Below are 21,761 nucleotides of genomic sequence, written 5' to 3'. Positions count from 1 at the left end.
TAAATTCTAATCGAAATAAAATATTAATTGAACGTAAAAACGGATATTTAATTTTATTTTTAAGATTGAATTTTAATCATTCTATTTTGTTTTTAACTTTCCTTTTAGTTCCAGCCATTGATGTTAATTGTTCAAGATATCAGCATCTAAAGTATTGGTTTCATTTTTAGAAGGAGTTTTGTTTAATCATTCAATAGATTTCTTAGGCTATTTATATAACTCCTATATCGGCTAAGTACATTCTCATTCATGTGATTTTTATTAATCATCATAATTCACTGTGAAACTAAAATTCCCCCTGCCCGACAGAGTTTGTTTGGTTTATAGTCAGTTCACCATCATTAAGGATATGAGATTGGAAATTAGAATGGATCAAAACCTCGTTCATGCTGTAGATCAAACCATTACTTCCCGTCATTCAGTTCGTGCTTTTCTGGATACGCCGGTCAGTACCGGCATGCTCAAAGACATTTTGACTGTGGCCAGCCGCGCCCCTTCAGGGACCAATACCCAGCCATGGAAAGTATATGTGCTGACAGGGAAAAAGCGTGATGAGCTGGTGCAACGTGTCTGTCAGGCGCAAATGGAGCTTTACCAGAATCCGGCACTGGCCGAACAATATAAAGAAACCTTTGCCTACTATCCCGAGCAATGGTTCTCTCCTTATATCGACCGACGCCGTGAAAATGGCTGGGGCTTATATGGTTTGCTGAATATCCAGAAAGGTGAAAAAGAGAAAATGGCACGCCAGAACCTGCGTAATTTTGAACTGTTTGATGCTCCGGTGGGGCTATTCTTCACCTTACATAAAGATTTGGGCGTAGGTTCAAAAATGGATATTTCCATGATGATTCAAAACGTGATGCTGGCTGCCAAGGCGCGTGGTCTGGACACCTGTCCGCAGGCTGCGTGGAATCATTTTCATAGTATCGTGCTGGATGTACTGGGCGCAGGTGAAGATGAAGAGCTGGTCTGTGGCATGTCACTAGGCTATGCAGATCCAGACCATATCGTAAATACCTTTATCACCCCACGTGTCCCGGTAGAGGAATTTGCCGTTTTTGTAGATGAATAATATCGAATAAACCATGATCCAAGCATCAACTTTGGGTAGCTTGCATCTGACAGAGATATAGAGCTCTTGCAGCTCCTTATCTCTGTTTAACTCTAGGCAGTTCTAATTTCAATACATATCTAAAGGCTATAACCACAAAGATCGCCATCACCAAAGCCATATTGAATAAAACATCCCACAGCATAAAGTTCAGTAAAACCCCACCCAATAAACCGCAGGCAAATTGCATACTGCCCATGATCGCACTGGCGGTTCCCGCACGCGCACCCTGCTCTGCCATGGCCAGCGCCATCGCATTCGGTCCCACAAAACCAATTGAAGCCACAACAACAAATAAGGCCGCCATAACCAGGACAACAGATTCAATGTTTAGATAACCTAAAACCAGTAAAGCCAGGACACCAATTCCCTGTAAAGAGGCACCTAGTTTTAAGCGACTTAATACTGAAAGATATTGAGCCAGATGCTTATTCAGAGTCGAAAACAGCATGATTCCCACAGCATTGCCTCCGAAAGCATAAGCAAACTGCTGTTCAGTGAGATGATAATGATCCATCAGAATGGCTGAAGAAGCACTGATATAGCAGAACATCACCGCCCCAGAAAAACAGCCTACCAGCATCGGTCGTCTGAAACTTTCATCCTGAAATATGGTTCGGTATAAACTCAATACCTGCTGCAAATTCAGTTTGAGACGGCGTTCCGGGGGCAAGGTTTCCTGAAAGAAAAAATGCACACAGACCAGACTAAACAAGCCACAGCCCATCAGCACCAAGAAAATAATATTCCACTCAAAGAACATCAGTACCCATGCGCCGAGACTTGGCGCAATAATCGGTGCAATGGTCGTTACAATCATCATGCTGGCAAAGGCCTGGGCAGCCGCCTGCATATCCAGCCGATCACGAATGGTTGCTCGGGCAACCACGACTCCTACACATCCTCCTAAGGCTTGTAATACCCGTGCTGCAATCAGGCTCCATTCATTCTGTGCAAACATACATAACAGGCTGGCCAGAATATACAGACTCAATCCAAAATAAAGCGGTGGCTTACGTCCAATCCGGTCACTGATCGGGCCATATAGCAACTGCCCAACCGCCAGTCCAAGGAAATAAGCTGGCAGACTATTGGAGACCATCTGGGTACTGACACCAAAATCCGCTGCCATTTCTGGCAAGGCAGAGAGATACATATCAATGGATAAAGGACCAAGTGCAGTCAGTGAAGCCAGCAAAATAATCCAGGACATGGCATAAGGTCGTGGTGCTGTCGTATTGGAGTTCATGTAATTAAAGATTTTAATGCGCAGTAGGCAGACAAATTAACATAGCGCATAGTATGATTTACATGGAAATTAAAAGTTATAAATATACTTTTTCTCATATGTATATTCAGCTTTGCAGCAAAGACTGCAAGAGAAAGGATCACCGTTGAAATCTTGGCTCAATCGTCTTAAGCACGCGACTTATAACACGACCCTGATGTATAACCTGCGTATGCTGATCGCTTTTGCAGGCACTGCCTTTGTTCCCTATTTCATGGGACAGCAGTTAATGACTATTCCACTCACCCTTGGAGTGGTGGCCGCAGGTTTAAGCGATATTGATGACCGCTTTTCCGTGCGTATCCTGAATCTGTTCTATACTTATTTAGGCTTCTTCATTACCGCAGTGGCAGTCTATCTGTTATTTCCTTATCCGCTGCTGTTTGCTTCTGCCCTCATTGTTTCTTGTATTGTCCTGATTCTGCTCGGCTCTCTCGGTCGACGTTATGCCACGATTTCCTATGGCTGTCTGGTGATTTCTGTCTATTCCATGCTGGGGGTTGAACTATTTGATGGATGGTATCAACAGGCGAGCCTGCTGCTGATTGGTGCAGTCTGGTATGGCTTTTTGTCGACCCTCAGCTTCCTGCTATTCCCAGCGCGACGTGCACAGGATAATCTGGCCAAATGCTATGCCTCTCTGGGTGATTTCCTCTATGCCAAATCGAATCTGTTTGATGTCGATATGACGGCAAAAAGTTATCAGCAAAGTATGATCGAGCTGTCACTGGAAAATGGCAAACTGATTTCAATTTTTAATGAAATGAAGACTGTTCTTTTGACCCGTCTGAAAGGTGATCGTGGTCAAAAGGATACCCGTCGTAGCCTGCAATACTATTTTGTAGCGCAAGATATTCACGAGCGTGCCGATTCTGCGCATATTGATTATCAGAAACTGGCCAAGATTTTTGAACACAGCGACGTTTTGTTCCGTTTTCAGCGCATCCTGTCGATTCAGGGCAAAGCCTGTAAAGACCTGAGTGAAAGCATTCAGCAGCGCAAAACCTATAAACATAATAAACGCTTCAAACATGCCTTTGAAAACCTGAGATTGTCCCTGGAAAAATTGCGTACAGAACAGCAGTATGATCAGGTCTGGATCAATGCCCTATTTGCTTTATTCCAGAATCTGAAATCCATTGATGCACAATTACGCAACCTGGAAACTGAACGTAATATCAAATTTGATCGTGCTAAACATATTGAAAACCAGCTCAAAGATGACGACCTGAAAGGCTGGGAAGATATCAAGATTCGGGTCAAGCAGCATCTGACACCTGAATCTGTGTTGTTCCGTCATGCCATTCGTCTGTCGATTGTGCTGCTGATCAGCTATATCTTTGTCCAGCTGACCGATATTCAGTATGGTTACTGGATCCTGCTTACAGCACTATTCGTCAGCCAGCCTAACTTTAATGCTACCAAGCGCCGCTTACGTTTACGTATTGTCGGGACTCTGGCAGGTATTCTTTTGGGATATGCCATTCTGTACTTTATTCCTTCTGTTGAAGGACAATTATTACTGCTGATTTTGAGTGGGATTCTGTTCTTTGAATTACGCAGTAAACAGTATGCACAGGCCACTGCCTTCATTACCATTCTGGCACTGATTAACTTTAATTTGGATGGTATGGGCTTTGCCGCAGCTATCCCCCGTATGATTGATACCCTGATTGGCTGTGCGATTGCCTGGTTTGGCGTGAGCTTTATCTTCCCGGACTGGAAATTCCGTCGCTTGCCGCGCAGCATTAGCCGCAGCCTTCAGGCAGAATGTGACTACTTGAGTGAAGTGATTGAACAGTATAAGTCTGGACGAAATAATGGTCTGACCTACCGCGTGGTACGCCGTGCAGCCCATAATACCGATGCTGAAGTCGCTTCCCTGATCTCGACTTTGGCCACCGAACCTGATTTTGATCCGGTTCAAAAATTACAGGCTTTTGAGTTCCTGTGCCTGAACCATACTTTTATCAGTTATATTGCCGCGCTGGGTGCGCATCGTGAAAAAATTCAGGATCAGGATGTGCTGGACTTGCTGGATCAAGCCCTAGAAAATATTCGTGGTGCCCTGCTCTATGATGAAGTACCTGACCTGAGCACCCAGAATATGATCCAGAATATCCGTCAGCGTCTGTCACAACAGCAGGAAGAAGACCAGAAACCATTGATCATTTTGCAGCAACTGTCTTTAATGTTTAGTATCTTGAAGCAATTGAGTCAATTAAAGCAGAGTTTGAGTCATGAACGTGACGAACAGGCCACTGAATTGGCTTCATTATAATTTGGCTGATTTTGGAACAATATACTCACTGAATCAGCACAATTAATGCTAAACTTTTTACAGTTTTAAATCTGTTAATTTCATTATGACCGCGAAAAATTTATACGCTTATACCCTACAGCCTGTGAACTATGAAATTTCAGAAGCTGAGCAGCGTCATGCTCAGCTGATGATCTGGCGTAGTACCAATAAAATTGGCATGAAAGCCTGGCTGATCATGGGTACTATTGTTGCCTTGTCTATTCTGGGAATTATCCTGATCAAGAACTACTCAACAGTCATTTGCTGGGTGGCGATTGTCTGTGTAGTACTGTATTACCTGATCCGTACTTTCGGTCTAGAATGGTATGTTAAACGCAAGATGAATGAATTTCCGGTACAGGAAATTAAAGGTATCCGTCTGGGCGTGCAACCGCATGGTATTGTGATGCGCCAGAAAATGGGCATGCAGGAAGGTGTGGGTGCTATTGGTTGGAAAGACATTTATGAATGGTATAACACGCCAGAATTCATGCTGATCAATTTTAAAGTCAAAGGTCAGCAAGGTGCTTATATCCTGCCTAAACGTTTAGACAGTAAAAACTTCTCTTTCGCGACCATTCGCAAGCATCTGCAAGAAGAAGTGGGCGCACCAAAAGAAATCTAAGATATATCCCGGTTTTGAAAGACCTCCTGTTTCGACATGGAGGTTTTTTTACGTCTATCTTTTATCCAACCCATCGACACAAATGATAATGAGAATAAATATTATCATCATAATCTATAATTTATTCTGATTCTTCAGTTATAATTTGCCTATTTTTACACATACCACCATAAATCTGACCATCATGTTTAAAAAGACATTTTTCCAAATCCACTGGTTTCTGGGGATTACTGCAGGTTTGATTCTCTCAATTATGGGAGTCACGGGTGCTATTTATTCTTATGAGCCGCAAATCTTAAAATGGATGAATAGCGACAGTTATACTGTACAGGTTCAAGAGCGAGACAAGCTTAGCCCTGCCCAGCTGTATCAGCATTTCCAGAACCAAAACCCTGAAATGAAAATTAACAGTATTACCGTGGCACAGGATCCAAGTGCCTCCAGTACGGTCAATATTGCGAAAGAGGGAGCACGTCGTGGTTATAACATGATGGTCAACCCCTACACGGCTGAAGTATTGCCTGAAATTAAAGGCCGTGAATTCTTCCAGTTTGTACAGCAGTTACATCGTAATTTAACAGTAGGTCCCGTTGGTAAACAAATTACCGGTGCCTGTACCCTGATGCTGATCTTTTTCGTCTTGTCTGGCCTGTACTTACGCTGGCCAAAACGTCATTCGATCAAGCAATGGCTGGCAGTGAAGCCGCAACTGAAAGGCCGTAACTTTATCTGGGATCTGCATGCAGTAGTGGGTACCTGGGTGGTGATTTTCTACCTGATTCTGGCTTGTACCGGTCTTACCTGGTCTTATGGCTGGTGGCGTGATGGTATGTATAAAGTTTTGGGCGTAGAACGTCCACAACCAGAAATGCAGGCCAATGGCGGTCGCGGCGAAGGTGGGCTACGTGGTGAACGCGGTCCTCGTGGCGATGGTGAAATGCGAGGCGAAGGTCGCCAAGGTGGTGAGCATGGACCTCGCGGTGAAGGTGAAATGCGTGCCGAAGGTCGTTCAGATGGCGAACGTGGTCCTCGTGGTGAACGCGGACAACGTGGTGAAGGCCGTGAAGAAGCTGGCATGAGTCCAGAAAGTATTTCACGTGCGCTGGATCAAAGCTGGACTGGCTTCAGTACTCAATTTGCAGGCAAATATTCGACTGTAACATTTAACCTGCCGAAAAAACCGGATGGTGAAATGCAGTTGAGTTTTGTTGACCCTGTGGCACAGCATGAACGTGCCCGCAACAATGCGACTTATAATTATCGCAGTGCTGAATTTACCGAAGTCCAGCTCTATGAAGATAAAAACCTCAATGAAAAAATTATGAGCAGCATGTTACCGGTACACCGTGGCAGCTTCTTTGGTCCTGTGTACCAGTTCCTGGTCATGATTGCCGCATTATTAATGCCATTGTTCTTCGTGACCGGCTGGATGCTCTATCTGAAACGTCGTAAGCAGAAAAAACTTACTCTGGCTGCACGCCAAGGGGCAACTGCCCTGCCTCTGGATCCAAATGCCAAGCCTTGGCTGATTGCGTATGCTTCACAAACGGGTGTCTCTGAACAACTGGCATGGCGCACAGCTACTGCCTTACAGGAAGCACGTCAACCTGTCAGCGTTAAAGCAGTACAGCAACTAAGCCTTGAAGATCTGCAACAAGCAGAACAGGTTCTATTTGTAGCCAGTACTTATGGCACAGGTGAAGCACCTGACCTAGCCTCCTCTTTTGAAAAGAAAATTTTGTCTGCCAAAGCGGATCTTAATCATCTCAATTATGCAGTTTTGGCTCTAGGCTCCCAGGAATATCCTGATACCTATTGCAGCTTTGGTCATCGGATCGACCAGTGGTTACAACAGAGTGGTGCCAAGCAGCTCTTCAAGACCATTGAAGTGGATAATGCCAATAATGAGCATATCCAGCAATGGACCAATGCCCTTGCCCATGTGACCCAGTTTGAATTGCAGGATATGGGTATCGATAAAACCTTCGATCAATGGACTTTGAGCAAACGTGAATTGCTGAATCCAGACAGTCTGGGGGCACCTGCATTCAATATTGAACTGGTTCCACAGCATGAAGCCGTCTGGCAGGCAGGTGATATTGCCGAAATCCAGCCAGGAAACAGCCCTGAACGTATCCGTGCATTTATGGAGAAATACCGTATTGCCGCGGGTACACAAGTGCCTTCTCTGAAGCAAAGTATCGAACAGGCACTTTGGAATCGTGATTTGACTCAGGTTGATCCTTTTGATTCAGTAGATGAGCTGTTACAGCAATTACCAACTCTTGCTACACGTGAATATTCAATCGCCAGTATTCCAAGTCAGCAAGTGCTACGTCTGGTCGTGCGTCAGCAATCTGATGCACAAGGCCAGTTAGGTCTGGGCTCAGGCTGGTTAACACAGCATACTGCCCTAAATTCACCGATTGCCCTGCGTATTCGCAAGAATGAATCTTTCCATCTGATTGCAGATAACCGTCCGATTATCTGTATTGGTAATGGTACGGGGATCGCAGGTTTGATGAGCTTGCTGAGTGCGCGTAACCGTCAGGACTATACTCAGAACTGGCTCATCTTTGGTGAACGTCAGCGTGCCCATGATTTCTTCTTTGAAGAAACCATTCAGGCCTGGCTGCAAATGGGTACATTAAAACGACTGGACCTTGCTTTCTCTCGTGACCAGCAGGAAAAAGTTTATGTGCATCATAAATTGCGTGAGCAAGCTGAAGAATTGAAACTCTGGGTCGCTCAAGGCGCCGTGATTTATGTGTGTGGTAGCATTAATGGCATGGCCAGCGATGTCGATCAGGCTCTGATTGAAATTCTCGGTGAAAGCACAGTGGATCAATTACGTCTGGATGGTCGTTATCGTCGTGATGTATATTAAGATCAGCTGATCTATAAAAGACCGGGCTTCATGCCCGGTTTTTTATTAATAAGATAGAAGAAAAGATAAAAAGATTAATAAAAATATGAGTATCCAAATATCCAACCCACTTAAACGAAGTCTCAGCCTGATCTTTGGTTTGATCCTTGGCATAAACAGCCTCTGGTTAATAAGTCAGGGACAAAGACATTTCGGTGTTCTTTTGCCAATTTTCATTAGTGTAGCACTGATCCTGTATACTCTGCTCTTTTCAAGTATTCAACGCTGGAAACAGCACTCCAGATTTAGAACCTGGTTCTGGAATAGCCTCTGGGCCGGATTTCTACTCTGGATGATCAGTGTCGTAATCTTCTTTGCTTATATCCAGATGTCTATTCGTACAAATGAATCTACACAACCTCCTGCCGCTATTCTGGTTTTAGGCAGCGGGATTACGAATGGACAGCCCTCACCCATCTTAAAAAGCCGTCTGGATACTGCAGCTAAATATGCAGCACACTATCCAGATGCTTTAATGATTATGACAGGTGGGCGTAATTATCGGGAAAGGCAAAGTGAAGCTGAGGTCATGCAGCACTATATCAACACCACCTATCCAGAACTCATCAACCCCATTCAACTTGAAGATCGAAGCAGAAGTACTGCTCAAAACCTGATGTATTCTCAAGTAATCTTGGAACAACAAAATATAAGTCAAAATGATCCGATTGCGATTGCAACCAGTGATTTTCATAGTCCTCGTGCTCGTGCCATTGCCAGACACCAAGGTTATCAGCAAGTGATTAGTTTGAGTGCCAGTACTCCCCTTTATCTGCGCTATAACTCCTGGTTAAGAGAATATTTTGCCTTTTTGAGTGGCTGGCTGCTCAATGAATATACACTATCTGAATAAGTGACTTAAACACTAAATTAATTTAAACGGATATGCCTTGGCGAAGGGATCGCTGGATTTTTGAATAGTTCAGGTTTCTGTACATAGACCTGATACAGGTAGTTTTTAAGATCCAGCAAAAGTTTTTCAGGCGCAACCAGAATATTCTGCCCTTCCGGTGTCAGATCCAATGACACAATAGTGCTTTCCTGACGTAAGAAAGGAATGACCTTTTCAACAAAATCTTTGAGGGTAATTTCCTGAATCTGGTAATTGGCCCAGTTATCTTTAATGAGTAGTCTGGCCAGACCTTTGCTTTGCCAGGTCGCGAAAGCTCGCTGTCCTGTCGGCGTGGCACATAAAGCCCAGCCCTCTTGATAAAGTGCAAAAATGCCACCTTGGGCAACAATAGCTTCAATAAAATTTTTATAAACTTGTAGCGGATCGTAGGCGATATTTTGCGATTTGATCGCTGCCTTACGCTGGTATGGATTTCTCATAGTCTGAAATCTTCAAATTATTATAGACTTCAAATTCTATGAAATATTCAGGATTTAGGCAAGAAAGATATGGTGGGCGCTGACGGGATCGAACCGCCGACATTCTGCTTGTAAGGCAGACGCTCTACCAACTGAGCTAAGCGCCCTGAAGAATAAAATAGCACTGCTATTTTATGATGCAAGACAAGCGAAGCGCGTAGTCTTGAATTATGAAACACATTTTCCACATCAGGGAATGAAAAATGGCGCAGCGGACGGGACTCGAACCCGCGACCCCCGGCGTGACAGGCCGGTATTCTAACCAACTGAACTACCGCTGCATCGCGTATATCTTTAGAAGATATGGTGGGCGCTGACGGGATCGAACCGCCGACATTCTGCTTGTAAGGCAGACGCTCTACCAACTGAGCTAAGCGCCCTTAAAGGGTCAAACTGTTTGATTCTTAGGATGGCGCAGCGGACGGGACTCGAACCCGCGACCCCCGGCGTGACAGGCCGGTATTCTAACCAACTGAACTACCGCTGCATCACAAAAAATCTGGTGGGCGCTGACGGGATCGAACCGCCGACATTCTGCTTGTAAGGCAGACGCTCTACCAACTGAGCTAAGCGCCCTCAAAAGGTCTATCATGTAAATGGCGCAGCGGACGGGACTCGAACCCGCGACCCCCGGCGTGACAGGCCGGTATTCTAACCAACTGAACTACCGCTGCACTTACACAATGTCGCTATTGTGGCAAACGATTTATCAAGAACTTAAAGTGGCGCAGCGGACGGGACTCGAACCCGCGACCCCCGGCGTGACAGGCCGGTATTCTAACCAACTGAACTACCGCTGCACTATAGTGTCTCAACTTTGAAAGAAGCTTGGTGGGCGCTGACGGGATCGAACCGCCGACATTCTGCTTGTAAGGCAGACGCTCTACCAACTGAGCTAAGCGCCCTTTCAAATCGACTTCATCGCTTGATGAGGTGCATTATAGAGAATCTTCACAGACTGTCAAACGCTTTTCTGACTGTTTTCTGCTTTTTCGGTGTGAGTGATTAAAAAATAGGTTGATTGTTAAAAAAAACAACACTTTTTGTTTATTTTTTAAGTCTATACCGATTTTCTAAGGACACTCCCTGAAACTAAAAGCCGAATTTTTACGGTTTTACTCATGAAAATTGAGACCAGAACATGCAACAGATTTCAGTATTGTTGAAAGATTATACAAAGCCCAGCTCACCGCAACGTTGTGATCCTGTAATCTTTATTTTAAAAGCTTGCAGCCTTGTAAGAACAAATTGATGACTTTTATTGGCAGACTATAAATCATGTTTCTAACTCTATTTGGCTGTTAAAGTAGAGTGAGTAGAAGATCCATGCCTCCTTTACTTCTACATCTATAAATAAAAGATATTTCAATTAATTTTAAATCAATCACAAATCTTCTTAGGTCATTTAAACAGTCAGATTCAGCGGCTGTTCTGAAATATAGACCAGCGCATCTTCATTCACCAGTTCAAACAGCTCGGCCACATCCGTATTCCGCATGCGGATACAGCCATGTGACATTGCAATACCCATCGGCTCAGAATCAGGCGTACCATGAATATAGATATAACGTTGGTAAGTATCACAACCCTCGCCCTGGTTAAAACCTTCTTCAAGCCCACTTAGCCATAAGATCCGGCTGAGAATCCAGTCTCGCTGCGGGAATTGCTGTGCCAGTTCTGCATTATAAATTTCACCTGTCGCTTGACGGGCAATAAACACACTATTTAAAGGTGTCTGCTGGCCAAACTTTTCAGCGACTTTATGCCATCCACGAGGCGTCTTGCCACTATTTTCTGCTTCACCTATGCCATTCTTACCCGTAGAAATCAGGTATTGCTTATTATATTTTGGCAAATATAGTTTTTGTTGGGCGAGATCAATCAGGATTTCTGCCTGATCCAGCTGCAAATGGCTCATGACTTCTCTTTCTCTGTCTTGATAGTTTCTAGTTCTACTTTCTTTGTGGCCATGTGTTCTGGATGGATTATGTCCTGAACTGGTTCGGGTCGACGCCATAACCAGATCGCCACAATCAGCATGGTCACATCAGTAAAGATTTTGACTGCCAGCGGTGCTGTCGTAAATAACATGATAATGCCACTGATGAACATCATGATACTGGCCAGCCATTTGGCCTTGCGTGGCACAGTACCATTGGCACGCCAGGCTCTTAAAGTCGGACCATATTTTGGATGATTCAGCAGCCATGCATCCATCTGTGGCCAGCCTTTGGATGCCGCCCAAGCCGCCAGAATTAAAAATACTGTAGTTGGCATGCCGGGCAAGATTGCGCCGATAAAGCCCAGTACGACAAACAGTACGACCAGGCTTCGCCAAAACAATATTTTCATAAATCGGTCCTACCCACAAAATTAGGGGTAGTATAAAGTGTTTTTAAAATCTGTCCGTTGTATTTGTGCACTTTTCACAGGATGTGCTATGCCCTTTTCCAGTCTAAATCATCATCTTGTAGAAGCATGGCAATATTATCAGCATCCTTTGGTGCGGCAACTGGCCTTTGCTGTTGGCAGTCCAAACCTTCTGTCTCAGATTCCGACCGAACTTGAAGTCGTCTATGCTTTCGAATTACATGATTCTGAGACTTGGCAACATCACCTGCAAAATTATCATCCACGTCTGAAATATCTGGACAAGCATCCTGAAGAGCTGGAGCAATTCGTGCAGCAGCTTAAAAGCACCCGGCTGGGTTTGCGCTTTGAAATGCTGGTCTGGTTCTGGCTGCTGGATGATGCCTATCACCCCTATAAGCTTTTGGGTCATAGCATTCAAAAAATTGACGGTGCTAAAACACTGGGTGAACTGGATTTTCTGTTACTCAATACAGAAACTGGTCTGACCGAACATTGGGAAGTGGCGCTGAAATACTACCTCGCAGAAGCCGATTTTAGCCTGCCAAACTGGTATGGCCTGAACCGCACCGATACTTTAATCCGTAAAATGAAGCATTTCACCCAGAAACAGTTCCAGTTTGATGAGGCTCTGGATCAGCAGATCGATCAGCGTTTCTGCATGTTAAAAGGCCAGCTTTATCTTCCAATACATCGTGCAGATCAGACATTGCCTGGCTGGGTCAATACCCAACGTCGCATAGGCTTATGGGGCCAGCAGATTCCCGACCCAGCGGCTAATTTCTATCGTTTGCAGCGTCATGAATGGATTTACCCCAATGCTCAGATCAGCAGTTCAAGTCCCTATTGGTGGACAAATGGACTTTATAAAAAGGCTGATCAAGAGGATTTTTATATGTATCGTAGCCCGCTTCTACTACCCTTTCCTGCGCATAAACCCTTTTAAAACATTACATTTATTAACCGAAGCACTATGAAAACCACATATTTTTTATGTCGTATATTTTCTAATCTTAGTTCCACATCATAATAATTTTATTATCGATAATACGGAGATGATGATGAAAAAAATTCTTGCTGCTTCATTGGTAATGGCTTTTGTTTTAACTGGCTGTAACACTGTCAAAGGTGTGGGTAAAGACGTTTCTAAAGCAGGCGAAGCTGTAACAGGCACTGCAGAAAAAACTTCTGAAGAAATCCGTCAAAACTAAACTCTTTCTAGCTTCTCCACAAACCCTATCTCAGATAGGGTTTTTTTATGTAGAACATTCACATTACAGGCCATATTCGCCTATCATAGAGCCGACAAATTTATCGACTTATGAATCCATCGTATGACATCTTCCGCGACTCTTGATTTAAGCCTGCAATTATTACGTCAGCCTTCTGTGACCCCTATTGATCATGACTGCCAGAATATCATGGCAGAACGTTTGAAGAAGGTGGGTTTCAATATTGAATCAATGCGCTTTGAAGATGTTGATAATATTTGGGCGCGTAAAGGTACTGAAGGCCCGGTTTTCTGTTTTGCTGGCCATACCGATGTTGTGCCAACCGGCAACCTGGATGCCTGGAACTCTGACCCATTTGCTCCAGAAATTCGTGACGGCAAGCTATATGGCCGTGGTAGCGCCGACATGAAAACGGCTTTGGCTGCGATGGTTGTAGCCACTGAACGTTTTGTCGAAAAATATCCGAATCATAAAGGTTCGATTGCCTATCTAATTACTTCAGATGAAGAAGGCCCATCGATTAATGGTACGGTAAAAGTGATCGAAACGCTGGAAGCCCGTAATGAGAAAATTACCTGGTGTCTGGTAGGTGAACCATCAAGTACCAACAAACTGGGGGATATTGTCAAAAATGGTCGTCGCGGTTCGTTGAATGCCAACCTGACTGTGAAAGGCAAACAAGGTCATGTGGCTTATCCCCACTTAGCAGTGAATCCAATCCATACAGCGTCTAAAGCCATTGCCGAACTGTGCGAAACAGTCTGGGATAACGGCAATGAATACTTCCCTGCGACGTCTTTCCAGATTTCAAATATCAATGCCGGCACCGGTGCAACCAACGTTGTTCCGGGCACCATGAATCTACTCTGCAACTGGCGTTATTCAACAGAAGTAACTGCTGAAGAATTAAAAGCACGTATGCTTGAAATTCTGGATCGTCATGGTGTGGACTATGATATTTCATGGACTTTATCTGGACTGCCATTCCTGACACCAGTAGGTGAGCTGGTGAATGCAGCCAAAGATGCCATTTTAACTGTGACTGGTACTGAAACTGAATTATCAACTTCAGGCGGCACCTCAGATGGTCGTTTTATTGCGCCTACCGGTGCACAGGTACTGGAACTCGGTGTACTGAATGCTACGATTCATCAGATTAATGAGCATGTCGATATTGCAGACCTTGAACCACTGTCTGAAATTTATGAGCAGATTCTGGTGAACCTGTTAGCCAATTAATCACCAGATGTAAAAAAAGGAACTCAGAAGAGTTCCTTTTTTTATGTGCTTTGTAATGAATTACAAGCCAATTGAAGACTGAATATAACCCATTTGCGGGATGTGAAATAACTGATCCCCCATACGCACATACTGGAATACTGCGGGGTCAGTCACTTGCTGATCAGCATCGACGACTTCAGAAATACGCAGACGAATGGTTTTCGGCATTTCATTACACATCAGGGCAAAACGCTGATGCACCTCATCTCCTTCAATCACCAGCGCCACCCCACTTTTACGTGTAGGATCATTAACTGCATAAACCGGTAATTGCGCATCATGCCATTTAACCACTTTAACCTGGGTATCACTATCCAGTGCAGACAGGACAATATTTTGTGGTAACAGCATTGGATCTTTGCCGTGACAGTCAATAATATAAGCATCAATAAATCCGGTAGATACCGTAATTAAATGCTGAAGTTCCTGCTGACTTATCTGATCAGCCATTTTGGCATTAGTCGTATTCTGACTCATTTATGACCCCTGTTTTTCAGCAATTAACTGTTGAATATTCGCCAGTAATTCAGCTTCCTGGAACGGTTTGCCCATGTAGTGGGTTACGCCCAGACTGAAAGCACGTTCACGGTGTTTTTCACCAGTACGTGAAGTAATCATGATGATTGGCAGGTCACGGTGAATATCGTGGTGACGAACCAGGTTCGTGACCTCAAAACCATCCATACGCGGCATTTCAATATCCAGCAGCATCAGATCCGGACGGACATTTTCAAGCTGCTCAATCGCATCTACACCATCTTTGGCGGTGACAATATCATAGCCCTGACGCTCAAGCAGACGCGAGGTCACCTTACGTACAGTCACCGAGTCATCCACGATCATCACCAGACGGCGAGCATTGCCAGAACGTGAACCATCGCGTTGATCCTGCATGTGTTTCACACGCTGCGTACCATGGATCTGACGAGCAATATTCTGACCATCCAGAATCAGACAGACCTGACCATCACCAAGAATCGTCGCACCGGTGACTACACCAATATTGGCGAACTGATGGCCGATTGGTTTCACCACAATCTGTGCACGTGAACCTACTAACTGATCCACAAGTAAGGCAATGGTTTGACCACTGTTGCCTTTAATCAGCAATACTGGCAGTGAATGCGCCACATTATTCAGACGTGGAATTGGCTGATTCGATACGAACTCAGACAGGTAACGCAATTTGTAATTGACGCCATCAATCTTGAAGAAATCGTCTTTACTGTTGAAGTAAGTTTCCAGAGTAGATGGTGCAATACGTACAATACGGTCGATTTGCGCCAGAGAAACGGCATATTGCTGATCGCCCACTTTTACCATCAAGGCATCGCTGACCGCTACAGTCGTCGGTACGCGAATGGTGAAGGTTGTGCCTTTGCCGACTTCAGAGCTGACAGATACGTGACCGCCCAGAGACTTGATCTCGCTTTGTACTACATCCAGACCCACACCACGACCTGAAATCTGGGTTACAGATTTAGCAGTACTGAAGCCTGGGTGGAAAATGAATTGCAGTAGCTCTTCCGAATCCAGTGTCTGATCTTCTTTGATCAGGCCTTGGCTGAGTGCTTTTTCACGAATCTTCTCAGCATCAATACCTTTACCATCATCACTAAATGAGACGATGACATCTGTACCCTGACGGCTGATATTTAACAGGATTGAACCGACTTCTGATTTGTTCAAGGCAATACGATCTGCTGTATCTTCCAAACCATGGTCAATCGCATTACGCAGCATATGCTCGAATGGCGTTACCAGACGCTCCAGAATATTACGGTCTAATTCACCTTCACTATTCTGAACAATCAGTTCAGCTGGACGGTTTAAGGTCGTAGAAGTCTGACGTACGATACGTTGTAAACGTGGCAACATCCGGTCAAACGGTACCAGACGGGTACGCATCAGGCTTTCCTGAATCTCGGCCTGAATCCGTGATTGTTGCAATAACAAACCTTCAGTTTCACGAATCTTGTCGGATAAGGTGCTCTTGAAGTCAACCAAGTCCGAAGCAGATTCTGCAAGCGACTTGGACAACTGGTTCAAGGACGAATATTGGTCCATTTCCAGCGGGTCAAAGTCTGCATAACGCGAGTTTTCTGAACCGTGTTTGGCAATAATTTGAGATTCCAGCTCGCCTTCCATTCGGCGCAACTGATCCGCCAGACGCTTGATTGCCAGTTCCATCTCGTTCAGGGTATTGCCGAGCTGGCCCAAGTCCATTTCGATACGCGAACGGTTAATCGCATTCTCACCTGACAGGTCGATCATCTTCTCAACCAGATCAGCAGAGATACGGATCATCTCGTGGCTGGTATCGGTATTGCCGGTATCAACCCACTCACCCATCATACGTGGTGGCTCAGTACCATCACCTTCGACAAATTCGAAGCTATTTTCAGTGACCAGCGTTTCTGTTTTAGCCAGACGTTCTGGCAGCTGCGCAGTAACATCCACATAAGCAATCTTTTTCAGACTACTTTGGATCTGTTCAAAATTGCTATAGTCACGTTGGAAGATGGCTTGTCTTAACCAAGCCAGTGTTTTTTGCAGCAGGCCATCATACGCATTCGAGTTAAAGTGATATACCGCAAACTGTTCGAATGTGGTTTCCAGTTCATACGCAATGCTGGCCACCTGTTCGTTTTCAATCATGCGCGCACCCCCCTTGATACTGTGGGCAGCACGTTGTAATTGAAGCAATAAGCTACGGTCACTACGCTGATCAAACCATTGGTTCAGCAGTTTTTCTGTATTGTCGAGAATCTCTTCTGATTCTTCCAGGAAGGTTTCTTCAACAATCGACTTCAGTTCATCTTCTTCAGAGCGTTCTTCTGCTACAACTTCGACTGGCTCAGTCAAAGTTTCTGTTTCAGTAAGCTCAACTGGTTCATCTTCTAAGTCTAGAGCTTCTAGATCTGAACTTGTGTCTTCTGATGCAATCTCTTCCGCTGCTTCATCCGCTGTTTGTTCGGAATCAGCAGTAGCTTCTGCATATTCAAATTCGACAACAGGAATCGATGTTCCTACTGGAGCTGCAACAGCTTGACCAGCCACCAAGGCCTGAATATTTTGCAGAATCGAAATTGCTTCAACCGCTGGATAATCGATACCTTCATCACGGATCGACTGGATACGGTCAGACACGTTATCTTGCACCAGACGAATGATTTGAATCAGAGCAGGCGTTACTGCAATCTGCTGACGGATGATTCGCTCATAAATACTTTCCAGTTCATGCGAAATCGAACCAATATGAGAAGCGGTAATCATGTTTGCACCACCCTTCAAGGTGTGCAAATGACGCATCAGATTATTCAGTGAAGTCGTATCATCCTGCTTTTTACTCCAAGTATTCAGATCTTCATCAATACCTACCAGTAATTCATCCGCTTCTTCGAGGAAGATATTCAGTAGATCCTCATCGAAATCACGCTGAGTTTCTGCGCTGTCGATGTATTGGCGATCAGAGGCAATACGCTGGCTTAAAGCAGCGAAGTCAATGCTGGCTGTGGTTGCAGCTTCAGGAATAGAAATTTCTTCTGATACTTGTTCAGCAGGGACATTGTCTTCGGCAAAGATTTCCAAGTCCTGCTGTACAAATGCAGCCAGTTCACTCAAGGTTTTTTGCGTATCATCATTCAGAATGACACGCTGGCCTGCTGCTAGGGTATCGAATAAATGAATGAATTCCTGATGTGCCTGGGCAAACAGCTCATAAGCATAATCGCTGTTCAGCAGTACCGGTTTTTCTAGTAAGGCATCATAGGCAGATTTTAAATCTGTCGTAAACTCATGAATACCCAGTGCGGCACGGTTATCTGTATGTGCAAGCAGCTCGGCAGCCTGCTCGCTTAAAGCCTGAATATATTCCGGATAATCGACTTTAGCCCGTTTATCGAATTCAAATTCGGCATCCAGCAACAGGTCAATCTCCAGTTCAACCAGCTTAGTCACCAGACCTTGGGTTTCAACTGTTTCCGTTTCAGTGGCTGCGAAGCCATAATCATTCCAGACACGCTCAAAAGTCGCATACACTGCTGCCAGTTTGCTGCTATCACCCTGACGTAACAAATGCAGATAGTCGCTGACAAATTCAGCATACTGAATTAATACAGCAGTTTCTTTTGAAGTGGAGGCAATTTCATCCTGAAGCAATGTTTTAAACAGATGTTCTACTTTAGAGCTGGCCTCGAAGATTTCTTCGATCTGTGCCATGGACGAACTGCCGCGCAAAGTATGAATAGCACGAATCAATGCATTATAATCCTGCACTTTTTCATTTTCGCTACGCAGGAACTTGGCAATTGTTTCGAGATGCTCTTCCGCTTCCTCGATAAAGATCGCCACGGTTTCTTCTACATCACTACGTGCAGCATCTTCACTATCAGCTTCTTCAAGCTCAAATTCTGTTGTGCTTATTTCTATTGCTGCAGTTGTACCTTGATCTTCAACTGAATCACCTAGCTCAAGACCTGTGATCTGACCTTCAGCAGTCAGACTGTCTGCAAGTTGCAAGAGTTCTTCTAAAGCCGGTTCAGGTGTCATTTGTTGTTGTAATTGCTGACCTAAAAGCACGACTGGGCGTAAGTCAACATCGAGTTCCTGCACCTGTTTGAATTTTGGATATAAAGTAAACTGATAAATATTCAGTACAGCTTTGGCATATTGTTGAATCGTAGGCGTTAACTGGATCGAACCTGAAAGTACCCGATTTAAGGTATCTTCCACGGCCCATGCAATTTCACCCGCAGATTTAGCCCCTACCATACGGCCTGAACCTTTCAGGGTATGAAAATGGCGGCGAATGGTTTTCAGGTTTTCCTGATGAGCCGGATCACTCAACCATTCTGGAAATAAAGCATTTAACTCGACGAAAATCTCTTCGATTTCCTCGACAAAAATTTCAAGAATTTCTGCATCTTGATCAAGATAACTGTCTTCAGGAAGCGTTGTCGTTTCAACTAAATTTTTTAATATTTCTTTCATAGCTAATGCTTCTTACGTTGTGCCGCCAAGAAGGGCGCTCAAACTTAATTGTGACCGTCACGCGAGACCTAACCTTAATAATTAGGTCCATCTTGTCGAGGCTTTATCTGTATTTCTGAATGTGCCTCAACCTAGGTTAAGGCACACTCCCCTCATACTTTCTGACTTTATTCTGGTAGTTTAAAGTCAGATACAGATTCACGTAATGCATCGGCCATGTTCGCCAATTCAGATACCGAACGTGCTGTATCGAAGGTTGCACTCGTAGTTTGTGAAGTAATTTCCTGTACGACATTCATCGTGGTCGCAATATGACCTGCAGATGCTGACTGAAGTTTCGCAGCATCGGAAATGTTTGCAATCAGTTTTGCCAGGTTATTCGATACGTTCTGAATCTCATCTAGTGCCACACCGGCATCTTTAGACAAGTTCGCACCACGTACAACTTCGGCTGTGGTTTGTTCCATTGAAATTACGGCTTCGTTGGTATCGGTCTGAATGGTTTTTACCAGGCCTTCAATCTGTTTAGTTGCAGATGCAGAACGTTCCGCAAGACGCTGGACCTCATCCGCTACCACGGCGAAACCACGACCAGCTTCACCCGCCATCGACGCTTGAATCGCTGCGTTCAAAGCCAGGATGTTCGTTTGGTCGGCAATATCGTTAATCAGGGCGACGATGTTACCAATTTCTTGTGAAGATTCACCCAGACGTTTAATACGTTTCGACGTTTCCTGAATCTGTTCACGAATCGTATCCATACCTTCAATTGAACGGTGTACAACGTCTGCACCATTTGCAGCAATTTGTACTGAACGTTCCGCAACGACTGCAGATTCTTCCGCGTTGGCAGATACCTGGTCAATGGACATCGCCATTTCGTTAATCGCAGCAGATGCACCGGCAATTTCTTGTGCCTGGTGTTCAGATGCTTCAGCTAACTGGTTGGTAATGCTTTGAGTTGTCGCTGTATATTGCGCAACTTCCTGAGAAGTTTCGGTAATACGAGATACCAGGTCACGTAACTGGTCGATCGCGAAGTTAATCGAGTCGGCAATCGCACCGGTAAAGTCTTCCGATACTGTTGCATATGAACGCAAGTCACCATCCGCAAGGTCAGCAATCTCGTCCAGTAAACGTAAAATCGCATTCTGGTTACGGTCATATTCTTCTTGAAGACGGGTTACACGCTGTTTATCTGATGCACCACGTAGGCTTAACAGGCGGAATACACACAGCAGGAAGCCGATCAATAACAGAATTAACAGAACCGCTGGAACGATTGTTTTCAGACCAGAGTTACCAGATAGTTTGTTCAGGTTATCGAGCAGGACATCCGATTGCGAGAAAATTGACGCAGATGCCTGACGTACTTTTACGATTTGCGCAGAGTTTTTTAGGATTGTCGCAGATGCTGATTCAAGTACATCATCATATTCTGCTTTAATGCCTTCAAGAGACTCGCGCAGGTTTGGATCAGTAATCCGTTGTACACCCAGTTCAGCAGAACCGTTTAACTGTGCATTTAAGTATGAACCGAAAGTTTCGGTATCGGCACTGAAGTCGTCCGCTGATTCACGTGAACCGTCGTTACCGGTCAATACCAAGCTGATCGAACGTAAAATACGTTCCGCAATGAATACCTGGTTTTTCGCAATGACCACCTGGTTTGACGGCATGTCTTGACGCGCCATCTGGTCGACCATCAAGTTATATTCGGCCTGAATCCCCGGGATGGCTTCACCAATTGCGATGTTGGTGTCATATAACTGGTTAATGATTTTTTGTTGCGATGCAATCAGGTCAATACTAGAAGACACTTCTGTCCACTGTTTATCTACTGCTTGTAGCGCTTCATTATTGGAGTGAATATTTTTTACAGTCTCAAGGTTTTCAGCAAAAGCTTTTTGAGAATCTGTCAGGTTTTTCATCGCCTCAGGTGTACCAGAAGCCGTTGCTTCAGTCGCCTGACGAGAAATGGTTTGTGAAAGCAGACGTAAATCACCCAGACTTTGTGTCAGCTGGTTGGCACGTGGCACACTGTAGAAAAGATACAATAAAGTGATGGTTGCTGCTAACAGACAGCCGGCTGCACCATAAATAAACGGTTTAGACTTTTCACTATCACCAAATACACGTGACAACTGATCTGTTTGTGATTGAATCTTGGATAAAAAAGTATTGCCACTTTTGCGGCTACCTTCACCTGTATTTTTCTTTTTAAGTTTAAAGCCCATGCAGCCTCTCCCCGATTTACGTC

The 21,761-nt window shown here is 44.6% G+C and carries 15 protein-coding genes and 8 tRNA genes; 8 read left to right on the top strand and 15 right to left on the bottom strand.

The genetic code is table 11. The features are described 5' to 3' along the window. The first annotated feature begins 367 nt into the window (after positions 1-367). Positions 368-1,075 (top strand): nitroreductase, encoded by a 708-nt coding sequence (locus FTV31_RS09775; protein ID WP_180014575.1) that lies wholly within the window; start codon positions 368-370, stop codon positions 1,073-1,075. A gap of 76 nt (positions 1,076-1,151) precedes the next feature. On the opposite strand, the gene FTV31_RS09770 is transcribed toward FTV31_RS09775, so the two are convergent. Beyond that, positions 1,152-2,363 carry a multidrug effflux MFS transporter gene (locus FTV31_RS09770; protein ID WP_180014573.1) on the bottom strand — a complete coding sequence of 404 codons (1,212 nt, stop codon included), beginning with the start codon at positions 2,361-2,363 and terminating at the stop codon, positions 1,152-1,154. A 145-nt stretch (positions 2,364-2,508) separates the two neighbouring features. On the opposite strand from FTV31_RS09770, the gene yccS reads away from it, so the two are divergent. The 4 genes from yccS (at position 2,509) to FTV31_RS09750 (ending at position 9,108) form a co-directional block, all read left to right on the top strand. Beyond that, entirely contained in the window at positions 2,509-4,683 is a 2,175-nt protein-coding gene (yccS, locus tag FTV31_RS09765; RefSeq protein WP_180014571.1) for a YccS family putative transporter, read from the top strand. Positions 4,684-4,768: 85 nt separating this feature from the next. Continuing rightward, positions 4,769-5,329, top strand: a complete 561-nt coding sequence (locus FTV31_RS09760; protein ID WP_180014569.1) for a YcxB family protein — start codon at positions 4,769-4,771, stop codon at positions 5,327-5,329. 184 nt (positions 5,330-5,513) lie between these two features. Then, complete coding sequence (locus tag FTV31_RS09755; RefSeq protein ID WP_180014567.1) at positions 5,514-8,216, top strand: sulfite reductase flavoprotein subunit alpha; 2,703 nt, start codon at positions 5,514-5,516, stop codon at positions 8,214-8,216. A gap of 97 nt (positions 8,217-8,313) precedes the next feature. Beyond that, a complete protein-coding gene (locus FTV31_RS09750) occupies positions 8,314-9,108 on the top strand; it encodes a YdcF family protein (protein ID WP_180014595.1) in 795 nt (264 codons plus the stop codon). Between the two features lie 17 nt (positions 9,109-9,125). Here the strand turns inward: FTV31_RS09750 and FTV31_RS09745 are convergent, their stop codons facing one another. The 11 genes from FTV31_RS09745 to FTV31_RS09695 all read right to left on the bottom strand — a co-directional run bounded on the left by FTV31_RS09745 (position 9,126) and on the right by FTV31_RS09695 (position 11,978). Beyond that, positions 9,126-9,587, bottom strand: coding sequence for a DUF2750 domain-containing protein (locus tag FTV31_RS09745; protein WP_180014565.1), 462 nt, complete (start codon positions 9,585-9,587; stop codon positions 9,126-9,128). A gap of 70 nt (positions 9,588-9,657) precedes the next feature. Then, a tRNA-Val gene (locus tag FTV31_RS09740) sits at positions 9,658-9,733 on the bottom strand. Positions 9,734-9,830: 97 nt separating this feature from the next. Then, positions 9,831-9,907: transfer RNA gene (locus tag FTV31_RS09735), tRNA-Asp, on the bottom strand. A 23-nt stretch (positions 9,908-9,930) separates the two neighbouring features. Continuing rightward, positions 9,931-10,006: transfer RNA gene (locus FTV31_RS09730), tRNA-Val, on the bottom strand. Between the two features lie 30 nt (positions 10,007-10,036). Further along, a tRNA-Asp gene (locus tag FTV31_RS09725) sits at positions 10,037-10,113 on the bottom strand. Positions 10,114-10,126: 13 nt separating this feature from the next. Beyond that, positions 10,127-10,202 (bottom strand) — tRNA-Val (locus tag FTV31_RS09720). A gap of 21 nt (positions 10,203-10,223) precedes the next feature. Then, a tRNA-Asp gene (locus tag FTV31_RS09715) sits at positions 10,224-10,300 on the bottom strand. Between the two features lie 49 nt (positions 10,301-10,349). After that, positions 10,350-10,426, bottom strand: a tRNA-Asp gene (locus FTV31_RS09710). 29 nt (positions 10,427-10,455) lie between these two features. Next, positions 10,456-10,531, bottom strand: a tRNA-Val gene (locus tag FTV31_RS09705). Between the two features lie 500 nt (positions 10,532-11,031). Continuing rightward, entirely contained in the window at positions 11,032-11,544 is a 513-nt protein-coding gene (gene elsL / locus FTV31_RS09700; RefSeq protein WP_159123377.1) for a cell wall-recycling L,D-carboxypeptidase ElsL, read from the bottom strand. Continuing rightward, positions 11,541-11,978 (bottom strand): YbaN family protein, encoded by a 438-nt coding sequence (locus FTV31_RS09695; protein ID WP_125278257.1) that lies wholly within the window; start codon positions 11,976-11,978, stop codon positions 11,541-11,543. The genes elsL and FTV31_RS09695 overlap by 4 nt, the downstream gene beginning before the upstream one ends. Before the next feature lie 88 nt (positions 11,979-12,066). Between FTV31_RS09695 and FTV31_RS09690 the strand changes: the two genes are divergently transcribed. The 3 genes from FTV31_RS09690 (at position 12,067) to dapE (ending at position 14,467) form a co-directional block, all read left to right on the top strand. Next, complete coding sequence (locus FTV31_RS09690; protein ID WP_180014563.1) at positions 12,067-12,942, top strand: DUF1853 family protein; 876 nt, start codon at positions 12,067-12,069, stop codon at positions 12,940-12,942. A 115-nt stretch (positions 12,943-13,057) separates the two neighbouring features. Then, positions 13,058-13,207: an entericidin A/B family lipoprotein gene (locus FTV31_RS09685; protein WP_004784975.1), complete on the top strand. Its 150-nt coding sequence runs from the start codon at positions 13,058-13,060 to the stop codon at positions 13,205-13,207. A 123-nt stretch (positions 13,208-13,330) separates the two neighbouring features. Further along, on the top strand, positions 13,331-14,467 hold the full coding sequence (gene dapE, locus FTV31_RS09680) for a succinyl-diaminopimelate desuccinylase (RefSeq protein ID WP_180014561.1): 1,137 nt from the start codon (positions 13,331-13,333) through the stop codon (positions 14,465-14,467). A gap of 60 nt (positions 14,468-14,527) precedes the next feature. Here dapE and FTV31_RS09675 read toward each other — a convergent pair whose 3' ends face one another. From FTV31_RS09675 to FTV31_RS09665, 3 genes are all read right to left on the bottom strand, one after another. Further along, the gene (locus tag FTV31_RS09675) at positions 14,528-14,986 is read right to left on the bottom strand and encodes a hypothetical protein (protein WP_180014559.1); all 459 of its coding nucleotides are present in this window, start codon (positions 14,984-14,986) and stop codon (positions 14,528-14,530) included. After that, the gene (locus FTV31_RS09670; protein WP_180014557.1) at positions 14,987-19,501 is read right to left on the bottom strand and encodes an Hpt domain-containing protein; all 4,515 of its coding nucleotides are present in this window, start codon (positions 19,499-19,501) and stop codon (positions 14,987-14,989) included. It lies immediately after the preceding gene. 167 nt (positions 19,502-19,668) lie between these two features. Beyond that, complete coding sequence (locus FTV31_RS09665) at positions 19,669-21,738, bottom strand: methyl-accepting chemotaxis protein (RefSeq protein WP_180014555.1); 2,070 nt, start codon at positions 21,736-21,738, stop codon at positions 19,669-19,671. Positions 21,739-21,761: the final 23 nt, after the last annotated feature.

The organism is Acinetobacter sp. YH16031 (assembly GCF_013417335.1).
GTDB lineage: Bacteria > Pseudomonadota > Gammaproteobacteria > Pseudomonadales > Moraxellaceae > Acinetobacter.
This window is presented reverse-complemented; position numbering and strand designations above follow the sequence as displayed.

What these genes read in the sequence shown, in the direction of transcription:
- FTV31_RS09775 (WP_180014575.1), top strand. Translation starts at nt 368, where the DNA reads ATGGATCAAAACCTCGTTCATGCTGTAGATCAAACCATTACTTCCCGT.
- FTV31_RS09770 (WP_180014573.1), bottom strand. Translation starts at nt 2,363, where the DNA reads ATGAACTCCAATACGACAGCACCACGACCTTATGCCATGTCCTGGATT.
- FTV31_RS09760 (WP_180014569.1), top strand. Translation starts at nt 4,769, where the DNA reads ATGACCGCGAAAAATTTATACGCTTATACCCTACAGCCTGTGAACTAT.
- FTV31_RS09755 (WP_180014567.1), top strand. Translation starts at nt 5,514, where the DNA reads ATGTTTAAAAAGACATTTTTCCAAATCCACTGGTTTCTGGGGATTACT.
- FTV31_RS09745 (WP_180014565.1), bottom strand. Translation starts at nt 9,587, where the DNA reads ATGAGAAATCCATACCAGCGTAAGGCAGCGATCAAATCGCAAAATATC.
- elsL (WP_159123377.1), bottom strand. Translation starts at nt 11,544, where the DNA reads ATGAGCCATTTGCAGCTGGATCAGGCAGAAATCCTGATTGATCTCGCC.
- FTV31_RS09695 (WP_125278257.1), bottom strand. Translation starts at nt 11,978, where the DNA reads ATGAAAATATTGTTTTGGCGAAGCCTGGTCGTACTGTTTGTCGTACTG.
- FTV31_RS09690 (WP_180014563.1), top strand. Translation starts at nt 12,067, where the DNA reads ATGCCCTTTTCCAGTCTAAATCATCATCTTGTAGAAGCATGGCAATAT.
- FTV31_RS09685 (WP_004784975.1), top strand. Translation starts at nt 13,058, where the DNA reads ATGAAAAAAATTCTTGCTGCTTCATTGGTAATGGCTTTTGTTTTAACT.
- dapE (WP_180014561.1), top strand. Translation starts at nt 13,331, where the DNA reads ATGACATCTTCCGCGACTCTTGATTTAAGCCTGCAATTATTACGTCAG.
- FTV31_RS09675 (WP_180014559.1), bottom strand. Translation starts at nt 14,986, where the DNA reads ATGAGTCAGAATACGACTAATGCCAAAATGGCTGATCAGATAAGTCAG.
- FTV31_RS09670 (WP_180014557.1), bottom strand. Translation starts at nt 19,501, where the DNA reads ATGAAAGAAATATTAAAAAATTTAGTTGAAACGACAACGCTTCCTGAA.
- FTV31_RS09665 (WP_180014555.1), bottom strand. Translation starts at nt 21,738, where the DNA reads ATGGGCTTTAAACTTAAAAAGAAAAATACAGGTGAAGGTAGCCGCAAA.